The organism is Streptomyces sp. NPDC039480 (assembly GCF_055597165.1).
Window position 1 is genome coordinate 1 of record NZ_JBVITX010000017.1, and the last position, 20319, is coordinate 20319.

At 72.0% G+C, this 20319-nt stretch carries 19 protein-coding genes; 8 read left to right on the forward strand and 11 right to left on the reverse strand.

The window, feature by feature from the left end; genetic code table 11:
* Positions 1–1993 (reverse strand): alpha-1,4-glucan--maltose-1-phosphate maltosyltransferase (locus tag ACZ56E_RS37135; protein WP_471221252.1); only part of this gene is annotated, 1993 nt, incomplete at its 3' end.
* Positions 1994–2053: 60 nt separating this feature from the next.
* The gene (locus ACZ56E_RS37140) at positions 2054–2296 is read right to left on the reverse strand and encodes a DUF5133 domain-containing protein (protein WP_471221526.1); all 243 of its coding nucleotides are present in this window, start codon (positions 2294–2296) and stop codon (positions 2054–2056) included.
* A gap of 244 nt (positions 2297–2540) precedes the next feature.
* Here ACZ56E_RS37140 and ACZ56E_RS37145 point away from each other — a divergent pair, with 244 nt between their 5' ends.
* A complete protein-coding gene (locus tag ACZ56E_RS37145) occupies positions 2541–3143 on the forward strand; it encodes a pep a2 (RefSeq protein WP_471221254.1) in 603 nt (200 codons plus the stop codon).
* A gap of 119 nt (positions 3144–3262) precedes the next feature.
* Positions 3263–5398 (forward strand): glycogen debranching protein GlgX, encoded by a 2136-nt coding sequence (gene glgX, locus ACZ56E_RS37150; RefSeq protein ID WP_471221256.1) that lies wholly within the window; start codon positions 3263–3265, stop codon positions 5396–5398.
* On the opposite strand, the gene ACZ56E_RS37155 is transcribed toward glgX, so the two are convergent.
* Complete coding sequence (locus ACZ56E_RS37155) at positions 5388–6542, reverse strand: endonuclease/exonuclease/phosphatase family protein (protein ID WP_471221258.1); 1155 nt, start codon at positions 6540–6542, stop codon at positions 5388–5390. The genes glgX and ACZ56E_RS37155 overlap by 11 nt on opposite strands.
* The gene (locus tag ACZ56E_RS37160; protein ID WP_471221260.1) at positions 6539–7147 is read right to left on the reverse strand and encodes a M15 family metallopeptidase; all 609 of its coding nucleotides are present in this window, start codon (positions 7145–7147) and stop codon (positions 6539–6541) included. The genes ACZ56E_RS37155 and ACZ56E_RS37160 overlap by 4 nt, the downstream gene beginning before the upstream one ends.
* A gap of 86 nt (positions 7148–7233) precedes the next feature.
* Between ACZ56E_RS37160 and ACZ56E_RS37165 the strand changes: the two genes are divergently transcribed.
* The 3 genes from ACZ56E_RS37165 (at position 7234) to ACZ56E_RS37175 (ending at position 10761) form a co-directional block, all read left to right on the forward strand.
* A complete protein-coding gene (locus ACZ56E_RS37165) occupies positions 7234–7926 on the forward strand; it encodes a response regulator transcription factor (protein WP_471221262.1) in 693 nt (230 codons plus the stop codon).
* Between the two features lie 74 nt (positions 7927–8000).
* Positions 8001–9095: a sensor histidine kinase gene (locus ACZ56E_RS37170; RefSeq protein ID WP_471221528.1), complete on the forward strand. Its 1095-nt coding sequence runs from the start codon at positions 8001–8003 to the stop codon at positions 9093–9095.
* A 172-nt stretch (positions 9096–9267) separates the two neighbouring features.
* The gene (locus ACZ56E_RS37175) at positions 9268–10761 is read left to right on the forward strand and encodes an FUSC family protein (protein ID WP_471221264.1); all 1494 of its coding nucleotides are present in this window, start codon (positions 9268–9270) and stop codon (positions 10759–10761) included.
* A 31-nt stretch (positions 10762–10792) separates the two neighbouring features.
* On the opposite strand, the gene ACZ56E_RS37180 is transcribed toward ACZ56E_RS37175, so the two are convergent.
* Entirely contained in the window at positions 10793–11791 is a 999-nt protein-coding gene (locus tag ACZ56E_RS37180; RefSeq protein WP_471221266.1) for an alpha/beta hydrolase family protein, read from the reverse strand.
* A gap of 193 nt (positions 11792–11984) precedes the next feature.
* Here ACZ56E_RS37180 and ACZ56E_RS37185 point away from each other — a divergent pair, with 193 nt between their 5' ends.
* Complete coding sequence (locus tag ACZ56E_RS37185; protein WP_471221268.1) at positions 11985–12629, forward strand: TetR/AcrR family transcriptional regulator; 645 nt, start codon at positions 11985–11987, stop codon at positions 12627–12629.
* Between the two features lie 27 nt (positions 12630–12656).
* Positions 12657–13514 carry an endonuclease/exonuclease/phosphatase family protein gene (locus ACZ56E_RS37190; protein ID WP_471221270.1) on the forward strand — a complete coding sequence of 286 codons (858 nt, stop codon included), beginning with the start codon at positions 12657–12659 and terminating at the stop codon, positions 13512–13514.
* Between the two features lie 32 nt (positions 13515–13546).
* On the opposite strand, the gene ACZ56E_RS37195 is transcribed toward ACZ56E_RS37190, so the two are convergent.
* Both ACZ56E_RS37195 and ACZ56E_RS37200 read right to left on the reverse strand, forming a co-directional pair.
* A complete protein-coding gene (locus tag ACZ56E_RS37195) occupies positions 13547–14053 on the reverse strand; it encodes a hypothetical protein (RefSeq protein ID WP_471221272.1) in 507 nt (168 codons plus the stop codon).
* Positions 14050–14862, reverse strand: a complete 813-nt coding sequence (locus tag ACZ56E_RS37200; protein ID WP_471221274.1) for an alpha/beta fold hydrolase — start codon at positions 14860–14862, stop codon at positions 14050–14052. The genes ACZ56E_RS37195 and ACZ56E_RS37200 overlap by 4 nt, the downstream gene beginning before the upstream one ends.
* Positions 14863–15216: 354 nt before the next feature.
* Here ACZ56E_RS37200 and ACZ56E_RS37205 point away from each other — a divergent pair, with 354 nt between their 5' ends.
* Positions 15217–16257 (forward strand): lactonase family protein, encoded by a 1041-nt coding sequence (locus ACZ56E_RS37205; RefSeq protein ID WP_471221276.1) that lies wholly within the window; start codon positions 15217–15219, stop codon positions 16255–16257.
* 113 nt (positions 16258–16370) lie between these two features.
* On the opposite strand, the gene ACZ56E_RS37210 is transcribed toward ACZ56E_RS37205, so the two are convergent.
* The 4 genes from ACZ56E_RS37210 to ACZ56E_RS37225 form a co-directional block, all read right to left on the reverse strand.
* Positions 16371–17324 carry a sirohydrochlorin chelatase gene (locus tag ACZ56E_RS37210; protein ID WP_468605794.1) on the reverse strand — a complete coding sequence of 318 codons (954 nt, stop codon included), beginning with the start codon at positions 17322–17324 and terminating at the stop codon, positions 16371–16373.
* A gap of 105 nt (positions 17325–17429) precedes the next feature.
* Positions 17430–18491, reverse strand: a complete 1062-nt coding sequence (locus ACZ56E_RS37215; protein WP_471221278.1) for an N-acetylglucosamine kinase — start codon at positions 18489–18491, stop codon at positions 17430–17432.
* A complete protein-coding gene (locus ACZ56E_RS37220) occupies positions 18488–19165 on the reverse strand; it encodes a uracil-DNA glycosylase (RefSeq protein WP_471221280.1) in 678 nt (225 codons plus the stop codon). The genes ACZ56E_RS37215 and ACZ56E_RS37220 overlap by 4 nt, the downstream gene beginning before the upstream one ends.
* Positions 19166–19198: 33 nt before the next feature.
* The gene (locus tag ACZ56E_RS37225; protein ID WP_471221282.1) at positions 19199–20284 is read right to left on the reverse strand and encodes a WD40/YVTN/BNR-like repeat-containing protein; all 1086 of its coding nucleotides are present in this window, start codon (positions 20282–20284) and stop codon (positions 19199–19201) included.
* Positions 20285–20319: the final 35 nt, after the last annotated feature.

Consider the following 20319-nt stretch of genomic DNA (forward strand, 5'->3'; position numbering starts at 1 on the left):
CCGTGAGGATGTGCGCGGGGGCGCGGCCCGGTTCGAGGCGCACGTAGTTGGCCCTGCCCCAGTGGTAGGTCTCGCCGGTGAGCTCGTCGCGCACCTGCACCGACCCGTCCGTTTCGAGGCCGAGTTGCGGCAGGTCCAGCGTGACCGTGGCCTCCTGGGTGTGGTGAGGGTCGAGGTTCACGACCACCAGAACGGTGTCCTGACCTGCACGCTTGCTGTAGACGAGCACCGCGTCGTTGTCGGCCTGGTGGAAACGCAGGTTCCGCAGCTGCCGCAGCGCGGGGTGTGCGCGCCTGATCCGGTTGAGCCGCGTGATCAGGGGCGCGATGGAGCGGCCCTCGCGGTCGGCCGCCGCCCAGTCGCGCGGGCGCAGTTCGTACTTCTCCGAGTGCAGGTAGTCCTCGCAGCCCGGCCGCGCCGGAGTGTTCTCGCACAGCTCGTACCCGGCGTACATGCCCCAGCTCGGCGAGAGCGTGGCGGCCAGCGCCGCCCGCACCTCGAAGGCGGGACGGCCGCCCTCCTGGAGATATCCCGGCAGGATGTCCGGGGTGTTCACGAAGAAATTCGGGCGCAGGAAGTGCCCGGTCTCGCCGGAGAGTTCGGTGAGGTAGTCGGTGAGCTCCTGCTTGGTGTTGCGCCAGGTGAAGTAGGTGTACGACTGCTGGAAGCCGATGGCGGCGAGGGTCCGCAGCATCGCGGGCCGGGTGAAGGCCTCGGCGAGGAAGACGACGTCCGGGTCGGTGGCGTTGACCTCGGCGAGCACCCGCTCCCAGAAGACGACGGGTTTGGTGTGCGGGTTGTCGACGCGGAAGATGCGGACGCCGTGGGCCATCCAGAACCGCAGCAGCCGCACGGTCTCGGCGATCAGCCCCGGCATGTCCTTGTCGAAGGCGATCGGGTAGATGTCCTGGTACTTCTTCGGCGGATTCTCGGCGTACGCGATGGAGCCGTCGGGCCGGTGCGCGAACCACTCGGGGTGTTTCTCCACCCATGGATGGTCCGGCGAGCACTGGAGCGCGAAGTCCAGGGCGACTTCGAGGCCGAGCTCGCCTGCCCTGCGTACGAACGCGTCGAAGTCGTCGAGCGTCCCGAGGTCCGGGTGGACGGCGTCGTGACCACCCTCCGGGGAGCCGATCGCCCAGGGCACGCCGACGTCGTCCGGGCCGGAGGACAGGGAGTTGTCGGGGCCCTTGCGGAAGGTGGAGCCGATGGGGTGGATCGGCGGGAGGTAGACGACGTCGAAGCCCATCTCGGCGACGGCGGGCAGCCGTTCGGCCGCGGTACGGAACGTCCCGGAGACGGGCGGGGCGCCCTCCTTGACGATGGCACCCTCCGAGCGCGGGAAGAACTCGTACCAGGACCCGAAGAGAGCCCGCTCCCGCTCCACCAGCAGAGGGAGGTCGTGCGAGCGGGAGACCCGCTCACGCAAGGGGTGACGTGCGAGGACCGCTTCCACCTCCGGGGCGAGCGCGGCCGCCAGACGGGCGGCCGGTGACCGTGCTTCGTCCTGCAGCGCGTCGGCCGCGGCCAGCAGGACCCGCTGTTCGGGACCCGCCGGAACCCCGGTCGCCGCACGCTCGTACAGCAGCGCGCCCTCTTCGAGCATCAGCCCGGCGTCGATACCGGCCGGGACCTTGATCTCGGCGGAGTGCCGCCAGTCCCGCACGGGATCCGTCCAGGCCTCCACGTGGTACGTCCAGTGCCCCTCGGCGTCCGGAGTGACGTCCGCGCCCCACCGGTCGCTGCCCGGGGACAGCTCCCGCATCGGCGTCCAGGGCCCGCGGCGACCGCCGGGTCCGAGCAGCACCACATTGGCGCCGACCGCTCCGTGGCCCTCGCCGAAGACAGTCGCCGTGACCTGGAAGGTCTCGCCGGGAACCGCCTTCGCGGGGCGCCGGCCGCAGTCGACGACCGGGTGGACGTCCAGGACGGGCACGCCGGGCGACATGGGCACAGGGGCGGAGACAGGGGTCGTCCGTGGAGCTGACGTCATCGGTCCCTCCTCCGCCGGGCTTGCGTGCAGTCGGTCTGTCCCGCAGGTGCCGCGCGTTCGTCACAGGCCCCGGGGAGCCGGGGGCGGCTTCGGCCTGCGCGTGGCGCGTGGACGCAGAAAGAGCTCGGCGGCGTCCGCGGCGACCCGCGCCTTGGACTCACCCATCAGCACACACAGCGTGTACGCCGTGTCCTCGAAGCGCATGCGCACGGCCAGGTCGGCGGGGTGGGCGAGCAACCGCCGCTCCCACGACCGGTACTGACGCAGATGCCGAGCGACCTCGGCTCTGGCAGGCAGCAGCATCACGCTCGTCACCTTCTTTCAAATCTTCTGACTCATGGTGCACGTACGAGCACAAAGCGTCCTGTTGGCCATTCAACTATCCGGTTCCGGGGCGTCTCGTGTTCCGTCTCGTGTTGCGCGGATGGAGTAGTGCTCTCACTCTGAGACTGACTCAGAAGCGATCAGTGCTCACGCTTCGTGTTCGGGGCTCGGTCGGACAGACCGGGGCGGGGCGATAAAGCTTCGCCGAGAGGAGCCAAGAGCAATGAAATCCGCGATCCCCTGCTACTACCACCTCGATGTCGAGGTCAGCCCGGAGAGGATCGACCAGGTCAGACGCATTCTGACCGCGCATCTCCGGCACTGGGGGCTGGAAGTTCTCGTCGAATCCGTCTGCCACTGCACCGGAGTGCTGCTCCGGGAGATCGATGAGTACGGAGCCGACAAGAAGACCGTCGTGGAGATGTGGTGGAGCGGCCAGCACCTCATCACCGCCGTGTCGGACAACAACCGCGACCTGGCCGAGCGGCACTACGGGCCGCAGGGCTGTCTCACGCAGATCGCCGCCCTGAGCGACGGCTGGGGCAGTTTCCCCGCGACCAACGGCAAGATCATCTGGTTCTCCCGCCGCGCCCGGGCGCCCGAACGCGCCCCGCTGGCCCCCGCGGCACCCGCCCCCAGCCTGCGCGAGGCGCTGGAACTGCCGCGCGAGGTACGCCACGCCGTCCTCGCGAACCCGAACGAAGCGGAGGCTCCGGTCCCGGCCGCCGTGGCCACATCGGCCGCCGCGAGCGCCCACGGACCGCGTCACGCGCTGCGGCCGGACGCATTCCGGACAAGGATGGCGGAGAAGGAACCCGCGGTGTGAACGCCGGACACGCGTGAACGCCGTATCCGTGGAGACGCGACGCGCCGGCCGCGGCCGCCCCAGTGAGCGGCCGCGGCCACGCGCTCCCGTCCGACCCCCTTCCGTACGGAGGCAGTTGCGTGCGCACCTGGACCGGCGCCCCCTTTCCCCTCGGAGCCACCTACGACGGCGAAGGCACCAACTTCGCCCTCTTCAGCGAGACAGCCGACCGGGTCGACCTCGTCCTCATCGACGACGACGGCACCCACCGGACCATCACCCTCACCGAAGTCGACGGCTTCGTCTGGCACTGCTACCTGCCGGGGATCGGCCCCGGCCGGCGCTACGGCTACCGGGTGCACGGCCCCTGGGACCCCGCCGCGGGCCACCGCTGCAACCCCGCCAAGCTGCTCCTCGACCCCTACGCCAGGGCCATCGAGGGGCAGACGGACAACCACCCGGCCCTCTTCGAGCGCGCGGCCGAGGGCCCGGACCCCGCCGACAGCGCCGGGCACACCCCGCTCTCGGTGGTCACCGACCCGTCCTTCTCCTGGGAGGACGACAGGCCACCCCGGCGCTCGTACGCCGAGACGGTCGTGTACGAGACGCATGTGCGCGGCCTCACCCGCACGCACCCCGAGGTCCCCGCCGAGCTGCGCGGCACCTACGCGGGCCTCGCCACCGACCCGGTCATCGACCACCTCACGTCCCTGGGCGTCACCGCGGTCGAGCTCATGCCGGTCCACCAGTACGTCCAGGACGGCTTCCTGCGCGACCGGGGCCTGTCCAACTACTGGGGCTACACCTCCATCGGCTTCTTCGCCCCGCACAACGCCTACGCGGCGCACGGCTCGCGCGGCGAGCAGGTCACCGAGTTCAAGTCCATGGTCAAGGCGCTCCACCGGGCCGGGCTCGAAGTGATCCTGGACGTGGTCTACAACCACACCGCGGAGGGCAACGAGAACGGCCCCACGCTCGCCTTCCGCGGCATCGACAACGCCTCGTACTACCGCCTGGCGGAAGACGATCCCGCGCACTACTTCGACACCACGGGCACCGGCAACAGCCTGCTGATGCGGCACCCCAACGTCCTGCAGCTCATCATGGACTCGCTGCGGTACTGGGTCACCGAGATGCACGTCGACGGATTCCGTTTCGACCTGGCGGCCACGCTGGCCCGGCAGTTCCACGACGTGGACCGTCTTTCGGCCTTCTTCGACCTGGTCCAGCAGGACCCCGTGGTCAGCCGCGTGAAACTCATCGCCGAGCCCTGGGACGTCGGCGACGGCGGCTACCAGGTCGGCAACTTCCCGCCCCTCTGGTCGGAGTGGAACGGCAAGTACCGCGACTCCGTACGGGACTTCTGGCGCGGCGCCGACCACTCGCTCGCCGAGTTCGCCTCCCGGCTCACCGGCTCCTCCGACCTGTACCAGCACGACCGCCGCCGCCCGCGCGCCAGCGTCAACTTCGTCACCGCGCACGACGGCTTCACCCTGCGCGACCTGGTGTCGTACGACGAGAAGCACAACGAGGCCAATCAGGAGGGCAACCAGGACGGTGAGAGCGTGAACCGCTCGTGGAACTGCGGGGTCGAGGGACCCACCACCGACGAGGCGGTCCTCGAACTCCGCGCGCGCCAGCAGCGCAACTTCCTGGCCACGCTCATGCTTTCGCAGGGCATACCGATGCTCGCCCACGGCGACGAACTCGGCCGCACCCAGCAGGGCAACAACAACGCCTACTGCCAGGACAGCGAGATCTCCTGGATCGACTGGGACCTCACCGACGCGCAGCGCGACCTGATCGGCTTCACCAGCCGCGCCATCCACCTGCGCCTGGCCCACCCCGTGCTGCGCAGGCGCCGCTTCTTCCGGGGCGACACCGCCACCCACGAGGACCAGCCGCTGCCGGACCTGGTGTGGCTGCGGCCCGACGCGCGCGAGATGACGGACAAGGACTGGCAGTGGCCCGACGCGCACGCCGTCGGCGTCTTCCTCAACGGCGACGCCATCGCGGAGCCCGACGCCCAGGGAAGGCCCGTCGTCGACGACTCCTTCCTCCTCCTGCTGAACAGCCACCGGGAGCCGATCCTCTTCCGGCTGCCGGACGCCACGTACGGCGAGCGCTGGACGACCCGCATCGACACCACCGACCCCGAGGGGATCGCGGACGAGGTCGAACACAAGGCGGGCGGGGAGATCTCCATGGGCCCCCACAGCCTGCTCCTGCTCTCCCGGCCCGCGCGCAGGCGCCCCGAACGAGTGGTCACCAGTTGATCCCGGCGGCCACCGGCAGATGGTCGCTGCCGGTGGCCGGCAACACCCACGAGCTCGCAGGATCCACACCCCGCACCAGGATCTGGTCGATCCGCACCACCGGGAACGCCGCGGGCCAGCTGAAGCCGAAGCCGCTCCCGACCGCGTCCTGGACGGGGCGCAGCTGTGCGGTGAGACCGTCGAACGCACGGTCGTCCATGGTGCCGTTCAGGTCGCCGACCAGCACCATCCGCTTGTTCCGTTCGGCGGCGACGGCCTTGCCGAGTGCCTGCGCGCCCCGGTCCCGGTCGGCCGTCCCGAAGCCCCCCCGGGGAGTGACCCGTACGGACCCCAGGTGGGCGACGTACACGGCGAGCGGCCCGTGGTCCGTGGCCACCGTGGTGCGCAGCGCCCGGGTGTCGGCCAGCCTCGCCGCGATCGGCTTGGTCTTCGCCAGCGGCCCGTAGTCCGTCGCGGTGTCGACCGGCCGGGTGCCGGTCAGCGGCAGCTTGCTCCACAGTCCGACCGTGCCCCGCACCACGTGGTGCGGATACGCCTTCGCCAGCTCCTTCTCGTACGTGCCCCGCGCCTGCGGGGTCAGTTCGAGCAGCGCCAGCAGGTCCGCATCGGAGGCGGCCAGGTCGCGTGCGGTGCCGGCCGGGTCGGGGTTGTCGGCGCCGACGTTGTGGCTGACGACGGTGAGATCACCGGCAGGCCGGGACGCGTCACCGAACAGCCCGCCCACCAGTCCGCCGAGCGGTCCGCCGAAGAGACTCAGCCACACCGTGACCGGCAGCAGCAGCGCGACCGCGGCGGAGGCCGAACGGCGCCACAGCGTCCCGGCCAGCAGCACCGGGACGAAGAGGCCGAACCACGGCAGGAAGGTCTCCAGCAGGCTGCCGAGGTTCCCGATCCGGTTGGGGACTTGCTCGTGCAGCAGCATGAGAAGGCCCAGCAGCAGCGCGAGCGCCGCGAGGACCGGGCCGCGCCTCCACGGCCCAGGCCGGGAGCTGACCTGGGGCTCCGGCCGGGAGCTGACCCGGGCGTCCGGCCGGGAGGTGGCCTGGGGCTCCGGCTCGGAGGTGATTTGGGGCCCAGGCCGGGAGCTGACCTGGGGCACCGGTCGGGAGGTGACCTGGGCGTCCGCCGCCCGCTGCCCGGTCACCGCCGCATCCTCGGGTCCTCGGTGGGGTCGGCGTACATCCGCGGGCACCGGGATCCGACCGCCTCGGTGCGCAGTTCGTAGTGCCAGGGTTCATTGCGGTAGATCTGGCACAGCCCGTACGCGGCGCCGTGCTCCGACAGCCATGCCGTCGCGTCGGAGCGCCCGAGGTCGACCGCGTCGCCCGACACATGAGGAGACGTCGCCGCGGTCGCCACCCAGCGGGCGGCCTCCTCCTCGGACCCGTACTCGGCGACCGCCTCGCGGAAGAGCCGGTCCTGCTCCTCCGGCGAACGCCGGCCGCTGTTGACGTGGAAGCGGACTCCGTCGTCCGCGGCGGCCGACGCGGCCCGGCGGAGGGCGTCACGCAGCTCCGGATCGAGCTCGGCCGGCGCCGGGCCCTTGAGGTCGAAGTCCGCCACGCCGGAGGGTGGCCCGGAGGAGAGCAAGGAACGCGAGGACTGTGACCCCGGGTGTCCGGTGCCTGCGATACGCACTGCCGTGACGACCAGTGCCGTGAGGGTGATGACGACCAGCAGGCCCACGCCGAGGAGCCGGCGCACTCCGCGGGGCGTTGTCGTCCGTGCCGAAGGCGGGGTTCGATTCATGCCGCCAGTCAAGGCAGCGCGGTGTTGCCGAGGCGTATGCGGTTTTCGATACGCCGACGATATGCGCGGGCTCGTAGCCTCGGACCATGCGTGTACTGATCGTGGAGGACGAGCCCTATCTGGCGGAGGCGATCCGCGACGGCCTCCGCCTCGAAGCGATCGCGGCCGACATCGCCGGGGACGGCGGCACCGCCCTGGAGCTGCTGAGCGTCAACACCTACGACATCGCCGTCCTCGACCGGGACATCCCCGGCCCCTCCGGCGACGAGGTCGCCACACGCATCGTCGCCTCCGGCAGCGGCATGCCGATCCTCATGCTCACCGCCGCCGACCGGCTCGACGACAAGGCGACCGGCTTCGGACTCGGCGCCGACGACTACCTCACGAAACCCTTCGAACTGCGGGAACTCGTGCTCAGACTCAGAGCACTCGACCGCAGGCGCGCGCACAGTAGACCGCCCGTGCGAGAGATCGCGGGCCTGCGCCTGGACCCGTTCCGTCGCGAGGTCCACCGGGACGGCCGCTATGTCGCCCTCACCCGGAAGCAGTTCGCCGTCCTCGAAGTCCTCGTCGCCGCGGAGGGTGGTGTCGTCAGCGCCGAAGCGCTCCTGGAGCGGGCGTGGGACGACAACGCCGACCCGTTCACCAACGCCGTACGCATCACCGTCTCGGCACTGCGCAAGCGGCTCGGCGAGCCCTGGGTCATCGCCACCGTGCCCGGGGTCGGCTACCGCATCGACGCGCGGCCGGAGACCGACCGGGAAAGGGGAACCCCGTGAGTACCGGAAAGGGGAACCCCGTGGTCAGCGGGAAGGGGAATCCCGTGGCTAGCGGCGCCAGGCGGCCGCCCGGGCTGAGCGTCCGCCTCAAACTCACCCTCAGCTACGCCGGTTTCACCATGCTCGCGGGAGCTTTGCTGCTCGCCGCCGTGTGGGTGTTCCTCCTGCAGTACGTGCCCGACGACTGGGACCGGCGCATGCTCCACGAGAATCCCAACCGGCAGCTCCTCGTGTACACCTTCGCCCCTGCGGCGGCCGTGGCGATGGCTTTGCTGCTGGTGTTCGGGCTCGTGGGAGGCTGGATCCTCGCCGGCCGCGTCCTCGCCCCGCTGACCCGCATCACCCACGCCACCCGCCTGGCCGCCGACGGATCACTCGCCCACCGCATCCGGCTGGAAGGCCGCCAGGACGAGTTCCGTGAACTCTCCGACGCCTTCGACGGCATGCTGGAACGACTCGAAGCGCACGTCGCCGAACAGCAGAGGTTCGCGGCCAACGCCTCGCACGAGCTGCGCACCCCGCTGGCGATCTCGAAGGCGCTGCTCGACGTGGCCCGCACCGATCCGCACCACGACACCGGCGAACTCGTCGGCCGCCTCCACGCCGTCAACACCCGGGCCATCGACCTCACCGAGGCACTGCTGCTGCTCAGCCGCGCCAACCAGCGGTCCTTCACCCGAGAACACGTCGACCTGTCCCTCATCGCTGAAGAGGCCACCGAGACACTGCTCCCGCTCGCGGAGAACCACGGCGTCACCATCGAGACGTCCGGCGACATCGCCCCCACGACCGGATCGCCGGAGCTCCTGCTGCAGCTGACCACGAACCTCGTGCAGAACGCGATCGTCCACAACCTGCCCGGCCGGGGCACCGTCCGGGTCCACACCGGCGTCCGCCCCACGACGGTGGTGCTCACCGTCGAGAACACCGGCGAGCAGCTCACCCCCCGGCTGGTCTCGACCTTCACGGAACCCTTCCAGCGCGGCACCGAGCGCACCCACAGCGACCACGCGGGCGTCGGCCTCGGCCTGGCCATCGTCAGCACCATCACCCGGGCACACGACGGAACCCTCACCCTCACCCCGCGCCCTACGGGCGGACTCCGCATCACGGTGGAGCTGCCCACGACAGCACCGGCGGCCTCACAGGTGGCCGCCCCCGCGGGGTGACCCGTTGGCCCGCCTCCGGCGCGACGGAGAGCGCCGAGACTAGGCCATTGGCCCACTCATGCCGGTTCCGGTTGAGCCGGAGGGCGACAAGATGGTCTGATGGTCATGTCGATGGCGCTGCGGACTCCGTGGCGCCTTCTTTGTGTCTGTTTGCCGAGAGGGGCGGGAAGCTGTGCTGAAGAGGGTGTTCGTGGCTCCGGATCCGGGGCGGCTGCGCTTGCGCAGCGCCACACGCGCGGTCATCGGCATCTCCCTGGCCGTGGCCGTGTGCGGGCTGGCCGGACACTCCCTCTCCGCGGCCATCGTCGGAGGGCTCGCGGCGCTGCTCGCGCTCTTCACCGTGACCGACCCGACCGTGCGCGGCCAGACGGTGACGACCGCCCTGCTGCCCGTGGTGGGCCTCCCCGTCCTCGCCGTGGCCGCCGGACTGCACAGCTACCCCCTCGCGAGGGACGCGGCCTTCCTCGCCGTGGTCGGCGCGGGCGTCTACGCGCGGCGCTGGGGACCCCGCGGCCACTCCCTCGGGGTCTTCGCCTTCATGACCTTCTTCGCGGCCCAGTTCCTGCACACGGTCCCGGCCCAGCTCCCCGAGCTGTACGCGGCGGTACTCCTCTCCTTGTGCGCCTCTTCGGCGGTGCGGTTCGGCCTGTGGTGTTACGAGCGGGGCGGCGTGCCGGCGGCCGTGCCCGCGCTGTCGCAGGCGCGAGGCCTCGCCCGGGTGACCACACGGCAGGCCGTGCAGGCCGTCGCGGGCGTGGCGTTCGCGCTCGGGGTAGGACAGGCATTGTCCGACCAGCGGTGGTACTGGGCGGTGGGCGCCACGTGGTGGGTGTTCGTGAACACCGTGTCGCGCGGCGAGACCCTGGTGCGGGGCTTCCGCCGGGTCCTCGGCACGGTCCTGGGCATCGTGGTCGGCTTCGTCGTCGCCCTGCCGGTGCAGGGGGCGGCCGTGCCGACCGCCCTGGTCGTGGCGGTGAGCATCTTCGGGATCTTCTACACGGCGGCCGTCTCCTACAGCTGGATGATGTTCTTCGTGACCGCGATGGCCTCCATGTTGTACGGGCTGCTCGGCGTCCTCGACGCGTCGCTGCTGGTGCTGCGCGTCGCGGAGACCGCCGTCGGCGCGCTCGGAGCCGTGCTCGCCGTCCTGCTCGTGCTGCCGGTGACCACCCACGCGGTCACCGACGAGTGGATCCGCCGCGCTCTGCGCTGTGTGCACGCCTGCGCGGCCGAGACCGCCGCCCGCCTCGCCGGAACCCCGGACGCGGACCCCGGGCCGCGCGTGGCCGAGCTGGAGGTGCTGCTCGCCCGCGTGCGTCTCGCGGTTTCCCCGCTGGTGCATCCGCTGCACTTCAGCAGGGAGAGGAAGGCGCGGGCCCGCGAGGTGCTTGCGCTGCTCGACACCTGCGCGCAGGAGGTACGTTCGCTCGCCGCGGCGGCCTCGGACCCCGTCGCCTCCCACGACGACCGTCTCTCGGCCGCGTGCTGGCGAGTCGAAGTGGCCGTGGAAGCGCTGACGTCCCCCACCGGCTCCCGCCGGGCGGGCGAGCCCCAGCCGCCCCTCGCGCAGGCCGCGGGCCACCATCCGGCCCTCACCCACCTGCACGGCCTGGAGCGGGCCCTCGCGGCGATGGCTGTACCGCTGCAGCGGCAGGAACCGGCGTAGCGGACCGCAGGGGTTACCCGGACCGCCGGGGCTACTTGGATTCGATGCGTCCCACCGGGTCGGGGCTGGTCGTCAGTGCCTCGACCGCGGTCTGCCAGGCATCGCTGCCGGAGTGAAGGCGGGTGTGGAGGTAGGCCGCGGTGAGCCGGGCGAGTGCGGCCACTCGCTCGGGGTTCTCGTCGGTGGTCTCGGCGGCGTCGTATCCGGCCACCCCGCCGAGTCCGTGCTCCGCGCCGAACAGGGTGAGCAGGGTCTTGGGGCCGGGGGAGAGGGTGTAGGGCTCGGCGTGCCAGTCCGGCCCCGTGTCCGTGAAGTGCGAGGGGTCGTCCTTGTCGCCGGCGACGACCAGCGTGGGTGTGGTCATGGTGGAGAAGTCGACGGCCCCGATGACCGGCCACTGCTCCGCCATGGGGCCGTTGAAGGAGTCGCCGCCCCCGCCGGGCGCCGCGAGCAGCACGCCCGCCTTGAACCGGGGCTCGACGAGGTGCACCACCTTGCCCGTGTCGGGGTCCGTGAGCCCCGCGCCGAGCAGGAGCGCGGCGGTGAAGCCGCCGAATGAGTGCCCTGCGATGGCGGCCTTGCTGGGGTCGATCCGTCCCGCGAGCTGCGGCACGGCGCTCTCGATCACGTCGAGCCGGTCGAGGATGTGCGTCATGTCCTCGGCACGGGACCGCCAGAAGTCGGGTGCGCCCGGGGCGTCGGCGACCAGGTGGCTCAGTGTCCTGGACGTGAGGTGGGTGGGCTGGATGACGACGAAACCGTGGGCCGCCCAGAAGTCGGCGAGCGGCGCGTAGCCGTTGAGGGAGGAGAGATGGTGGGAGGGGCCGTGGCCGTGGGAGAGGAGGACGACGGGGAGGCCGGTTCCGGTTCCCGTTCCGGCGCTCGTCCCGGCGGCGGGGGCGGAGACGCGCACCTGGAGGTCCACGGGGCGCCCGGGCACGGGCAGGGTGACGGGGCTGAAGGACAGGACGGGGGCGGGTGTGGGCGTAAGTGTGGATGTGGAGGCGGCTGTGGCTGTGGCTGTGCTCACGGTGTGGGTTCCCCTTCGGTGGCACCTGGTGTCCGTCGTCTCGGGTGATCGACGGACGAACAGGCTGATGAGGAGCGGCCCGCTTCGGCTAACCTGAAGCGGAACACTGCTCCATTTACTATCCGGATCACTGATCCGTTTTGTCAACCGGTTCGAACCACCGGTGTCGAACCGTCGGTCGAAGGAGAACGTGATGCCCACCGAGCAACCTGCCGACCACAGCGCCGACCGCCCCGCCGGGGAGCCGCCTTCCCGAAGCACCGGGGAGCCCCCCTCCCGAAGCAAGCGGGCCGACGCCCAGCGCAACCGGCAGACGCTGCTCACCGCCGCCGCCGAGGTCTTCGCCACCTCCGGCGTCGACGCGCCCATCCGTCAGATCGCGGCCCGGGCGGGCGTCGGGATGGCCACGATCTACCGCCACTTCCCGACCCGCGCCGACCTCGTCACCGCCGTCTACCGCCACCAGATCGAGGCATGCGCCGAGGCCGGTCCGCAGCTGCTCGCCAGTGCCGACTCACCGCTCGACGCGCTGCGGCAATGGATCGACCTCTTCGTCGACTTCCTGGTCACCAAGCACGGACTCGCCGACGCCCTGCAGTCCGACAGCGACCGATTCGCCGCTCTGCACGCCTACTTCCTCGACCGGCTGCTGCCCGTCTGCGCCCAACTGCTCGACGCCGCGGTCGAGGCCGGTGAGATCAGGCCCGGCACGCAGCCCTACGAGTTGATGCGCGGCATCGGCAATCTCTGCGTCGGACGCGACAACGACCCCCGCTACGACCCCCGACGCCTGATCGCCCTCCTCCTCCAGGGACTTCAGCAGCGGCCCCAGAAGTAGGGTGCGGATCACACGTCCTACGTACGCATGCACGACGAGGAGGCGATGGTGCTCGGAAAGGGCACGTGGTTGCTCGTGGCCGCGATGAGCGTGGCCTGTCTGGTGTTCGTCGGTCCCAGCGCGCCGAGAGGTGTTCCCTTCGGCAGGCCGCTGCCCGTGCACGCCGTCAAGGACATCGTGCCGAACCGGGTCATGACGTGGAACATCTGCAATCCCTGCGAGGAGAGCAACGTCGACCGGGCCGCGGAGATCGCCACGTACGCGCCCCAGGTCATCGGCCTGCAAGAAGCGTGCACGCGTGACGTCGAACAGATCCGGGACTACCTGAAGCGCTTCTACGGGCTGGTCTACCACGTGAAGTACGGCATGGTTCTCCGGGACTGGGGCCGCTGCGGGGGAGTGCCGTGGAGCCCGGGCGCCTTCGGTCAGGCGCTGCTCTCGGCGGCGCCGATGGCGGACGCCGTCAGCGTGGAGTACCCGGACGGCGGTTCGGAGGACCGCGGATACATGGCCGTCACCACGATGGTGGGCGGCCGGCCCGTCCGGGTCTTCAACACCCACCTCGCCCAACGCCGTCAGGAAGAGGTCAGGGCGAAACAGGTCGGCGTACTCGCCGGAGCCGTCGCCCGGCACGACCACGCCATCGCGCTCGGCGACTTCAACGCCGTCCCGGACGCGCCCGAACTCGCCCGGATGTGGTCACTGGCCGACGGCACGGGCTCCCGCTGCCGTCCCTCGACCGCCGCCACCTGCGAGCCGACCACCGACTGGCTCAGCAAGTTCGACTACGTCTTCCTGCGGGGCGTCGCCCCCATCACCCACGACGTCCGCCCCAGCCCGCACTCCGACCACCACATGCTGTACGCCGACGTGGACCCCGGTTAGGAAAAGGCAGCCGCCGCCCGTGCGCGCGGGCGTCAGCCGCTGTCGTCGTCCGGATCGTTCTTCGAGGCGCGCCGCCCCCGCGTGACCGCGAGGACGCTGCCGGCGACGGCGATGACGGCGATGGCCAGGGCGATGCTGACCCCGCCCTCCGTGTCCCAGTACACGTCTTCCAGGCTGATCAGGAGCGCCGCCTCGTCGACGACGAGGGCCAGCCCCACACCGTAGGCGAGACCCATCCACGCGCGTGCCCGCGCCGAGCGTTCGGCCAGGCCCGCCGCGCCCACCACCACGAGCAGCAGGATCCCCCACACGTAGTGGTGGATGTGCACCCCGCCGGCCTGCATGTCACCGATGCCTGCCACGTCGATGTGGATGAGCCAGGTGAGCAGCCGCATACCGCCGAAGGTGAGGGCGAAACCCCACCAGGCCAGGACGAAGCCCCGGCGTTTCGGGGAGATGCCGGGCAGCAGACGCAGCCAGGGGGAGGGGCGTTCCTGATGTCCGGACGGTGCGTGGTCGGACTTCTCCGAGGACTTCATCCGCGTTCTCCCACCTCTCCCGTCCCTCCCGCCACAGTCGCTCCCGTCACTCCCGCCTCTACAGACACTCCCGTCGCTCCCGCCGTGAACTTCCCGATCAGTGCGGCCATCGCGTCCGGCGCGCTGTAATGGACCGCGTGCGCCGCGCCGGGAAGGTCCGCCGCGCGCCCGTCGGCGACCAGCTCCGCCACGCGCCGGGTCCATGCGCCGGAGGCGATGGTGTCACCCGCTCCCCGTACGACGAGCGTGGGCGCGCGCACCCGGGACAGGTTCACCTCGAATGACTCTGCCGCGTCCCGCAGCGCGTGCCGGAAGGACGCGGCGCAGCGCAGCGGACCGGTCACCAGATAGTCGAACGCGGCCAGCGACAGCAGGCCCAGCGGCTCCCTGGGGGCATCCGCGACGAGCCGCCCGAACTGGCGCGCGCCGGAGACCCCCGGTTCGAGCGCAGGACCGATCAGCACCAGATGGCTCACCAGATGGGGGTGGCGGGCGGCCAGGGCGGCGGCGACCTGGCAGCCGACCGAGTTGGCCACGAGCGGCCCCGGGGCCGAGGACAGCCGCTGGTACTGGCGGGCCAGCGCGTCGGCCTGCCGTCCGACATCGGGTGCGCGGCGTACGGCGGCCCGCGAGCGGGCGTTGCCCGGCAGGTCCGGCACCAGCACGGTCGCCCCGCCCGCGGCCAGCCGCCGCGCCAGCGGCACGAAGTACCGCCCCGAGAGCCCGAGTCCGTGCACGAGCACCGTGGCCGGCCGGTCCTCGCGCGGCGGAGGCCCGTAGCCGCGGACGTGAAAGCCGAGGTCAGTCATGTGATCCACCTGCCCACCATCGCCTCCTGCATGACCCGCGGCCAGCCCGGCGCGGCCGCCGGCCGCCGAGGCCGCGACGTCTCGCGGCCGGATCGAGCATGTGCATCGGGCACATACACGGTGGATCAGCCTGTCCGCGGGGTAACCCCGCGGGCAACGGGCGCGGGCCGTGCGGGAGCGGTCCGCGCCCCGTCCACGACTGCCCTTGCCGAGGCCCCCGCCGAGGTCCCCGCCGGGGTTCCAGGGGGAGGCTCCGGCAGGACCTCCGGTCGCCATCTGGTCCAGACCTGCTGCTAGCGTCGGCCGCACGAGCGGCGCCTCGGATGCGGCGCCCCGGCGAGAGGGGAACTGGCAGTGGTCGTCGGCAGGCAGGCGGAGCGGGCGTACATCGGATCTTTCACCGGGGCCGGGGGGCCAGGCGTAGTCACCGCGGCCGTCGCCCCTGACACCGGCGCGCTGACCGTCCTCGGCGCCACGGACGCGGTCGCCGACCCTTCCTATCTGGCCCTGTCCCCGTCCGGCGACACGCTCTACGCGGTCAGCGAGACCCCGGACGGCGCCCTCGCGGCCTTCAGGACCGGGCAGGACACGGCCGAGCTCGCGGGGCCGCCCGTGCCCGTCGGTTCGGCGCCCACCCACCTGGCCCTGTACGACGGGCACGTACTCGCCGCCAACTACGGCTCCGGCAGCGTCACCGCCGTGCCGTTGAGCGGCGACGGAACCCTCGCCGCCGCCGCGGTGGGCGAACTCCGGCACACTGGCTCCGGTCCGCACCCGCAGCGCCAGCAGGGCCCGCACGCCCACCAGGTCCTCGCGGACCCGAGCGGCCGCTGGGCGGTCAGTGTCGACCTCGGCACGGACTCCGTGCGCGTCTGCGCGTTCGGGGACGACGGTCTCGCCCTGCACCGCGAGGTCGCGCTGCGCCCGGGCTCAGGGCCGCGGCACCTCGTCTTCCATCCGCGCGGCGACCGCGCGTACGTCCTGAACGAGCTCAGCCCCACCCTCACCGTCTGCACGTGGGACGCCGCCGACGGCGTGCTCGCGCCGCTCGGTGAGCTGCCCGTCCTCGCGGAGAACCCGGAAGGGGACGCGTATCCCTCGGAGGTCGTCGTCGCTCCCGACGGGCGGTTCCTGTGGACCGCCACGCGCGGCACGGACGTCATCTCGGTCATCGCGCTGGACGAGGAGGGCGACGCGCCGCGGCTGACGGCGACCGTGCCGTGCGGCGGGCACTGGCCGCGCGACCTCGCCGTCGACCCGACGGGACGACACCTCTACGCGGCGAACGAGCGCTCCGGAGACGTCACCTGGTTCACCATCGACCAGGAGACGGGCATCCCGAGCCGGGCGGGCTCCGTCGAGGTGCCAGCCGCCTCCTGCGTGATCTTCGGCTGAGGCGGGTACACACGCGGCCGACGTACGTCGATACACGACCGACGTACGTCGATGTACGCCGATGGGCCCGCCCCCACATCGGGGCGGGCCCATCGGCGTACAGGTGCAACGGCTCAGTGCACGGGCGCGCCCGAAGGCTGCTGCGGCGTGATGCCGAGCGTCGTCGTGTACTTGGCGAGCGCCAGCTTGCCGATCGCCGGGTAGGCGCCGACCGGCTCGGCGACGGAGCAGCCCGCCTCCTTCGCGGCCGCGTCGAGCAGTGCGCCGTCGAGCTCGGGGCCGATCAGATACGGCGCGAGCGCCAGCTGGGCGGAGCCCGAGCCGCGCAGCTGCTCGGCGGTCGCCGCGATGGCGCCCTCCTCGTCGAGCGCGGCGGCCATCACCGGCACCGCGAGGCGCGCGGCGAGCAGCATGCCGGTGATCCCGGCGGCCTGCACGGCCTCCTCGCCGCCGACCGTGGCAAGGACGATGCCGTCCGCGGCGGTCGCCACGGTGAACAGGCGGGCGCGGTCGGCGCGGGCGAGGCCGGCCTCCGACAGCCGTACGTGCAGCGCCTCGGCGAGCAGCGGGTGGGGGCCGAGGACATCCGTCAGCTCGGCCGGGGCACGGCTGTCCATGACGGCCTGCCGGATGCGGCGCATCAGCGCGCTGTCGGGGCCGGCGAGCAGCGGGACGACGACCGCGACGGGCCCGTCCGCCTGGGCGGCCTCGGCCACCTCGGCACCGGCCTCGCGCGCGCGCTCGAGGCGGGCGGCGCGCTCGGCGGCCGCGCGCGCGAGCACGGACTGCAGCGAGGGGAACTCGGGGAAGGAGGTGACGGTGGCGTCTTCCTCACCGTCGACGTAACCGATTCTGGCGTCGAGACCGGGCAGCTCGGAGCGGGCGATGCTCACGACTTCCTCGGCGAGGCTGCGCGTGGACGTGCTGGGGGCGCCCGGCACGGCGAGAACAAGTGCGGGCGCGCCCTCAGGAGCCGCGACGGGCTCCGGACGGCGGTGCCGGCCCGGCTGACGGGGGCGCGGCATTCGTACAGGCAGGCCGGATGCGGGCCCAGTGGGGGAGCTCATGCGCCCGCATGCTACTGGCTTGCGGGCCATCCCTGTTCGGGGAGGGTGCAGGTGGGCGGTATAAGTCCGTTTTTGTCTGATGAATTACGTAGAGGTCAACAGAGGTCAACTGTCGTCTTCGTTGTGGACGGTGAGCATGCGCGCGTCGCGCGGCAGTCGCAGCCGGTCCGCGGCGATATCGGCCGCTATGCGAAGGGCCCCGTCCAGCGGGTCACCGGCCGCGGGAACGTGCCGCGCGTGCGGCAGTTGGTCCGCCAGTTCGTCGCGCAGAGGTGCGAGCAGTGGCTCGCCCAGCTTGAACAGGCCGCCGGTGAGGGCGACTTTGCTCTCCCCGGGAGCCGACCCGGAAGGCGCCCCGGGGTTCATCTCGGGACACGGGCAGACGGCCGCCGCCGCCTCGGCGATATGGCGGGCCGCGGCCCGCAGGATGCCGCCCGCCACCGGGTCGTCCGCCGCGCAGTCGGCCACCTCGGGCGCGAAGGAGGCGAGCATCGCGGGCCGGTCGGTACGGGGATAGAGCAGGGCCGGCAACTCGGCGGCCGGGCCGAACATCTCTTCGGCGCGAGCGAGCAGCGCCTTCGAACCGCCGCGTCTGCCGTCGTGCGCCCGCAGCGCCGCGTCGAGTCCGGCGCGGCCGATCCAGGCACCACCGCCGCAGTCGCCGAGCAGATGCCCCCAGCCGTCGGCGCGGTGCCAGGCGGTCAGGTCCGTGCCGATCGCGACCAGGCCGGTGCCCGCCGCGACCACCGCGCCGGGGCGGTCGCCGAGCGCGCCCGCGTACGCCGTGACGGCGTCCGCGGCGAGCGCCGTGCGGCGTACCCCCAGGGCCTGTCCGAGCGCCGACGGCAGTTCGGCGCGGAGGTCGTCACCGAGGCTCGCCATGCCTGCCGCGCCGATGGCGACGGCCGCGATCCGCCCGCCGCCCGCCCGCTCCAGCAAGCCCCGCGCCATGGGCAGGAGCTGCTCCATGAGGTGCCCGGCGTCGATACCGCGCGGTCCGGTGCGCACGGGTTCCGCCGAACGCACCGGGCCCCAGAGGGACGAGTCGGAGAGGGACGGGCCGGAGAGGCGGGGGCCGCCCCGCGGCACGTACAGGGCGGCCCGCAGGCCGGAGCCGCCCGAATCCACGCCGAGTACGCAGTACTCGGCGGGATGCTCGTCCGTCATGGCAGCCGCCAGTCCACCGGCTGCGCCCCCTGCTGGACCAGCAGGTCGTTGGCCCGGCTGAAGGGGCGTGAGCCGAAGAAGCCGCGGTCCGCCGACATGGGGGACGGGTGCGCGGACTCCACCGAGGGCAACTGCCCGAGCAGCGGCCGCAGATTGCGCGCGTCCCGCCCCCACAGGATCGACACCAGCGGCTTCCCGCGCGCGGCCAGTGCTCGTATCGCCTGCTCGGTGACCTCTTCCCAGCCCTTGCCGCGGTGGGCCGCAGGCTTGCGCGGGGCGGTGGTGAGCGCCCTGTTGAGCAGCAGGACTCCCTGCTGGGTCCAGGGTGTGAGGTCGCCGTTCGACGGTGGGGGCAGGCCCAGGTCGCTGTTCATCTCGCGGTAGATGTTGATGAGACTGCCCGGCAGCGGCCGCACCTCGGGGGCGACCGAGAACGACAGGCCCACCGCGTGACCGGGCGTGGGGTAGGGGTCCTGGCCGACGATCAGGACGCGGACGTCGTCGAAGGGCTGCTGGAAGGCGCGCAGGACGTTCGCCCCCGAGGGGAGATAGGTGCGTCCCGCGGCGATCTCCGCGCGCAGGAAGTCCCCCATGGAGGCGATCCGTTCGGCCACCGGCTCCAGGGCCTTGGCCCAGCCGGACTCGACGATTTCATGCAAGGGTCGTGGTGCCACGGCGTCACCCTACTGCCGTAACGGCGGGGTCGATCAACCGATGGCCGCGGCCCGTACACAGAGCACGTCCGGCAGGTGCGAGGCGAGCTGCCGCCAGCTGTCGCCGTCGTCCGCCGACGCGAACACCTCTCCGTTGCGATTGCCGAAGTAGAGGCCCGCCGGGTCGCAGTCGTCGCTGGACATGGCGTCGCGCAGCACGGTGCCGTAGTGGTCCTCCTCGGGGAGGCCCGCGCTCAGCGGCTCCCAGGTGCTGCCCGCGTCCGCCGTGCGGTAGACGCGACATCGGTGGTCGGCGGGGACGCGGTCGCTGTCCGCGGTGATCGGGAAGACGTACGCCGTGCCGCCGCGGTGCGGGTGGGCGACGACCGCGAAGCCGAAGGTGGACGGGAGCCCTGCGCCGATGTCCGTCCAGTGCGCGCCCGCGTCGTCGCTGCGGTACACACCCCAGTGGTTCTGCAGATACAGCCGGTCCGGGTCGGCCGCGTCCCGCGCGACCTTGTGCACGCACTGGCCGAACTCCGGGTTCGGCTCGGGCAGGAACACCGCGGACACGCCGCTGTTCGACGGGGCCCAGCTCGCGCCGCCGTCCAGGGTGCGGAACACCCCGGCGGTCGACACCGCGACGGTCACCGCGGCGGCGTCTCGGGCGTCGGTCAGCACGGTGTGCAGGCCCTCCCCGCCGCCGCCCGGCACCCACTTGGAGCGGGTGGGGTGCTCCCACAGCGGACGGACGAGCGAGAAGGACTCGCCGCGGTCCTCCGAGCGGTACAGCGCTGCGGGCTCCGTGCCCGCGAACACCACGTCCGGCTCGGCGGCCGACGGGTGCAGCTGCCAGACCCGCTCCAGCGAGGCCCCGGTGTCCTTGGGGAACTTCACGGCGGGCTTGGCAGGCTCGGTCCAGGTGCGGCCGAGGTCGTCGGAGTGGAAGACGGAGGGGCCCCAGTGCGCGCTGTCACCGCCGACGAGGAGCCGGGGGGTGGAGCCGCGGGTGTCGATGGCGACGGAGTACACCGCCTGCGCGTTGAAGTACGGGCTGTCGTCGAACTCCCAGACGCCCTGGCGCCTGCGGCCGATGAAGAGGCCCTTGCGTGTGCCTACGGTCAGAAGTACATCGGCCATCGTGGCCACCTCCGCGACGTCGTTGTCTCAGGTAT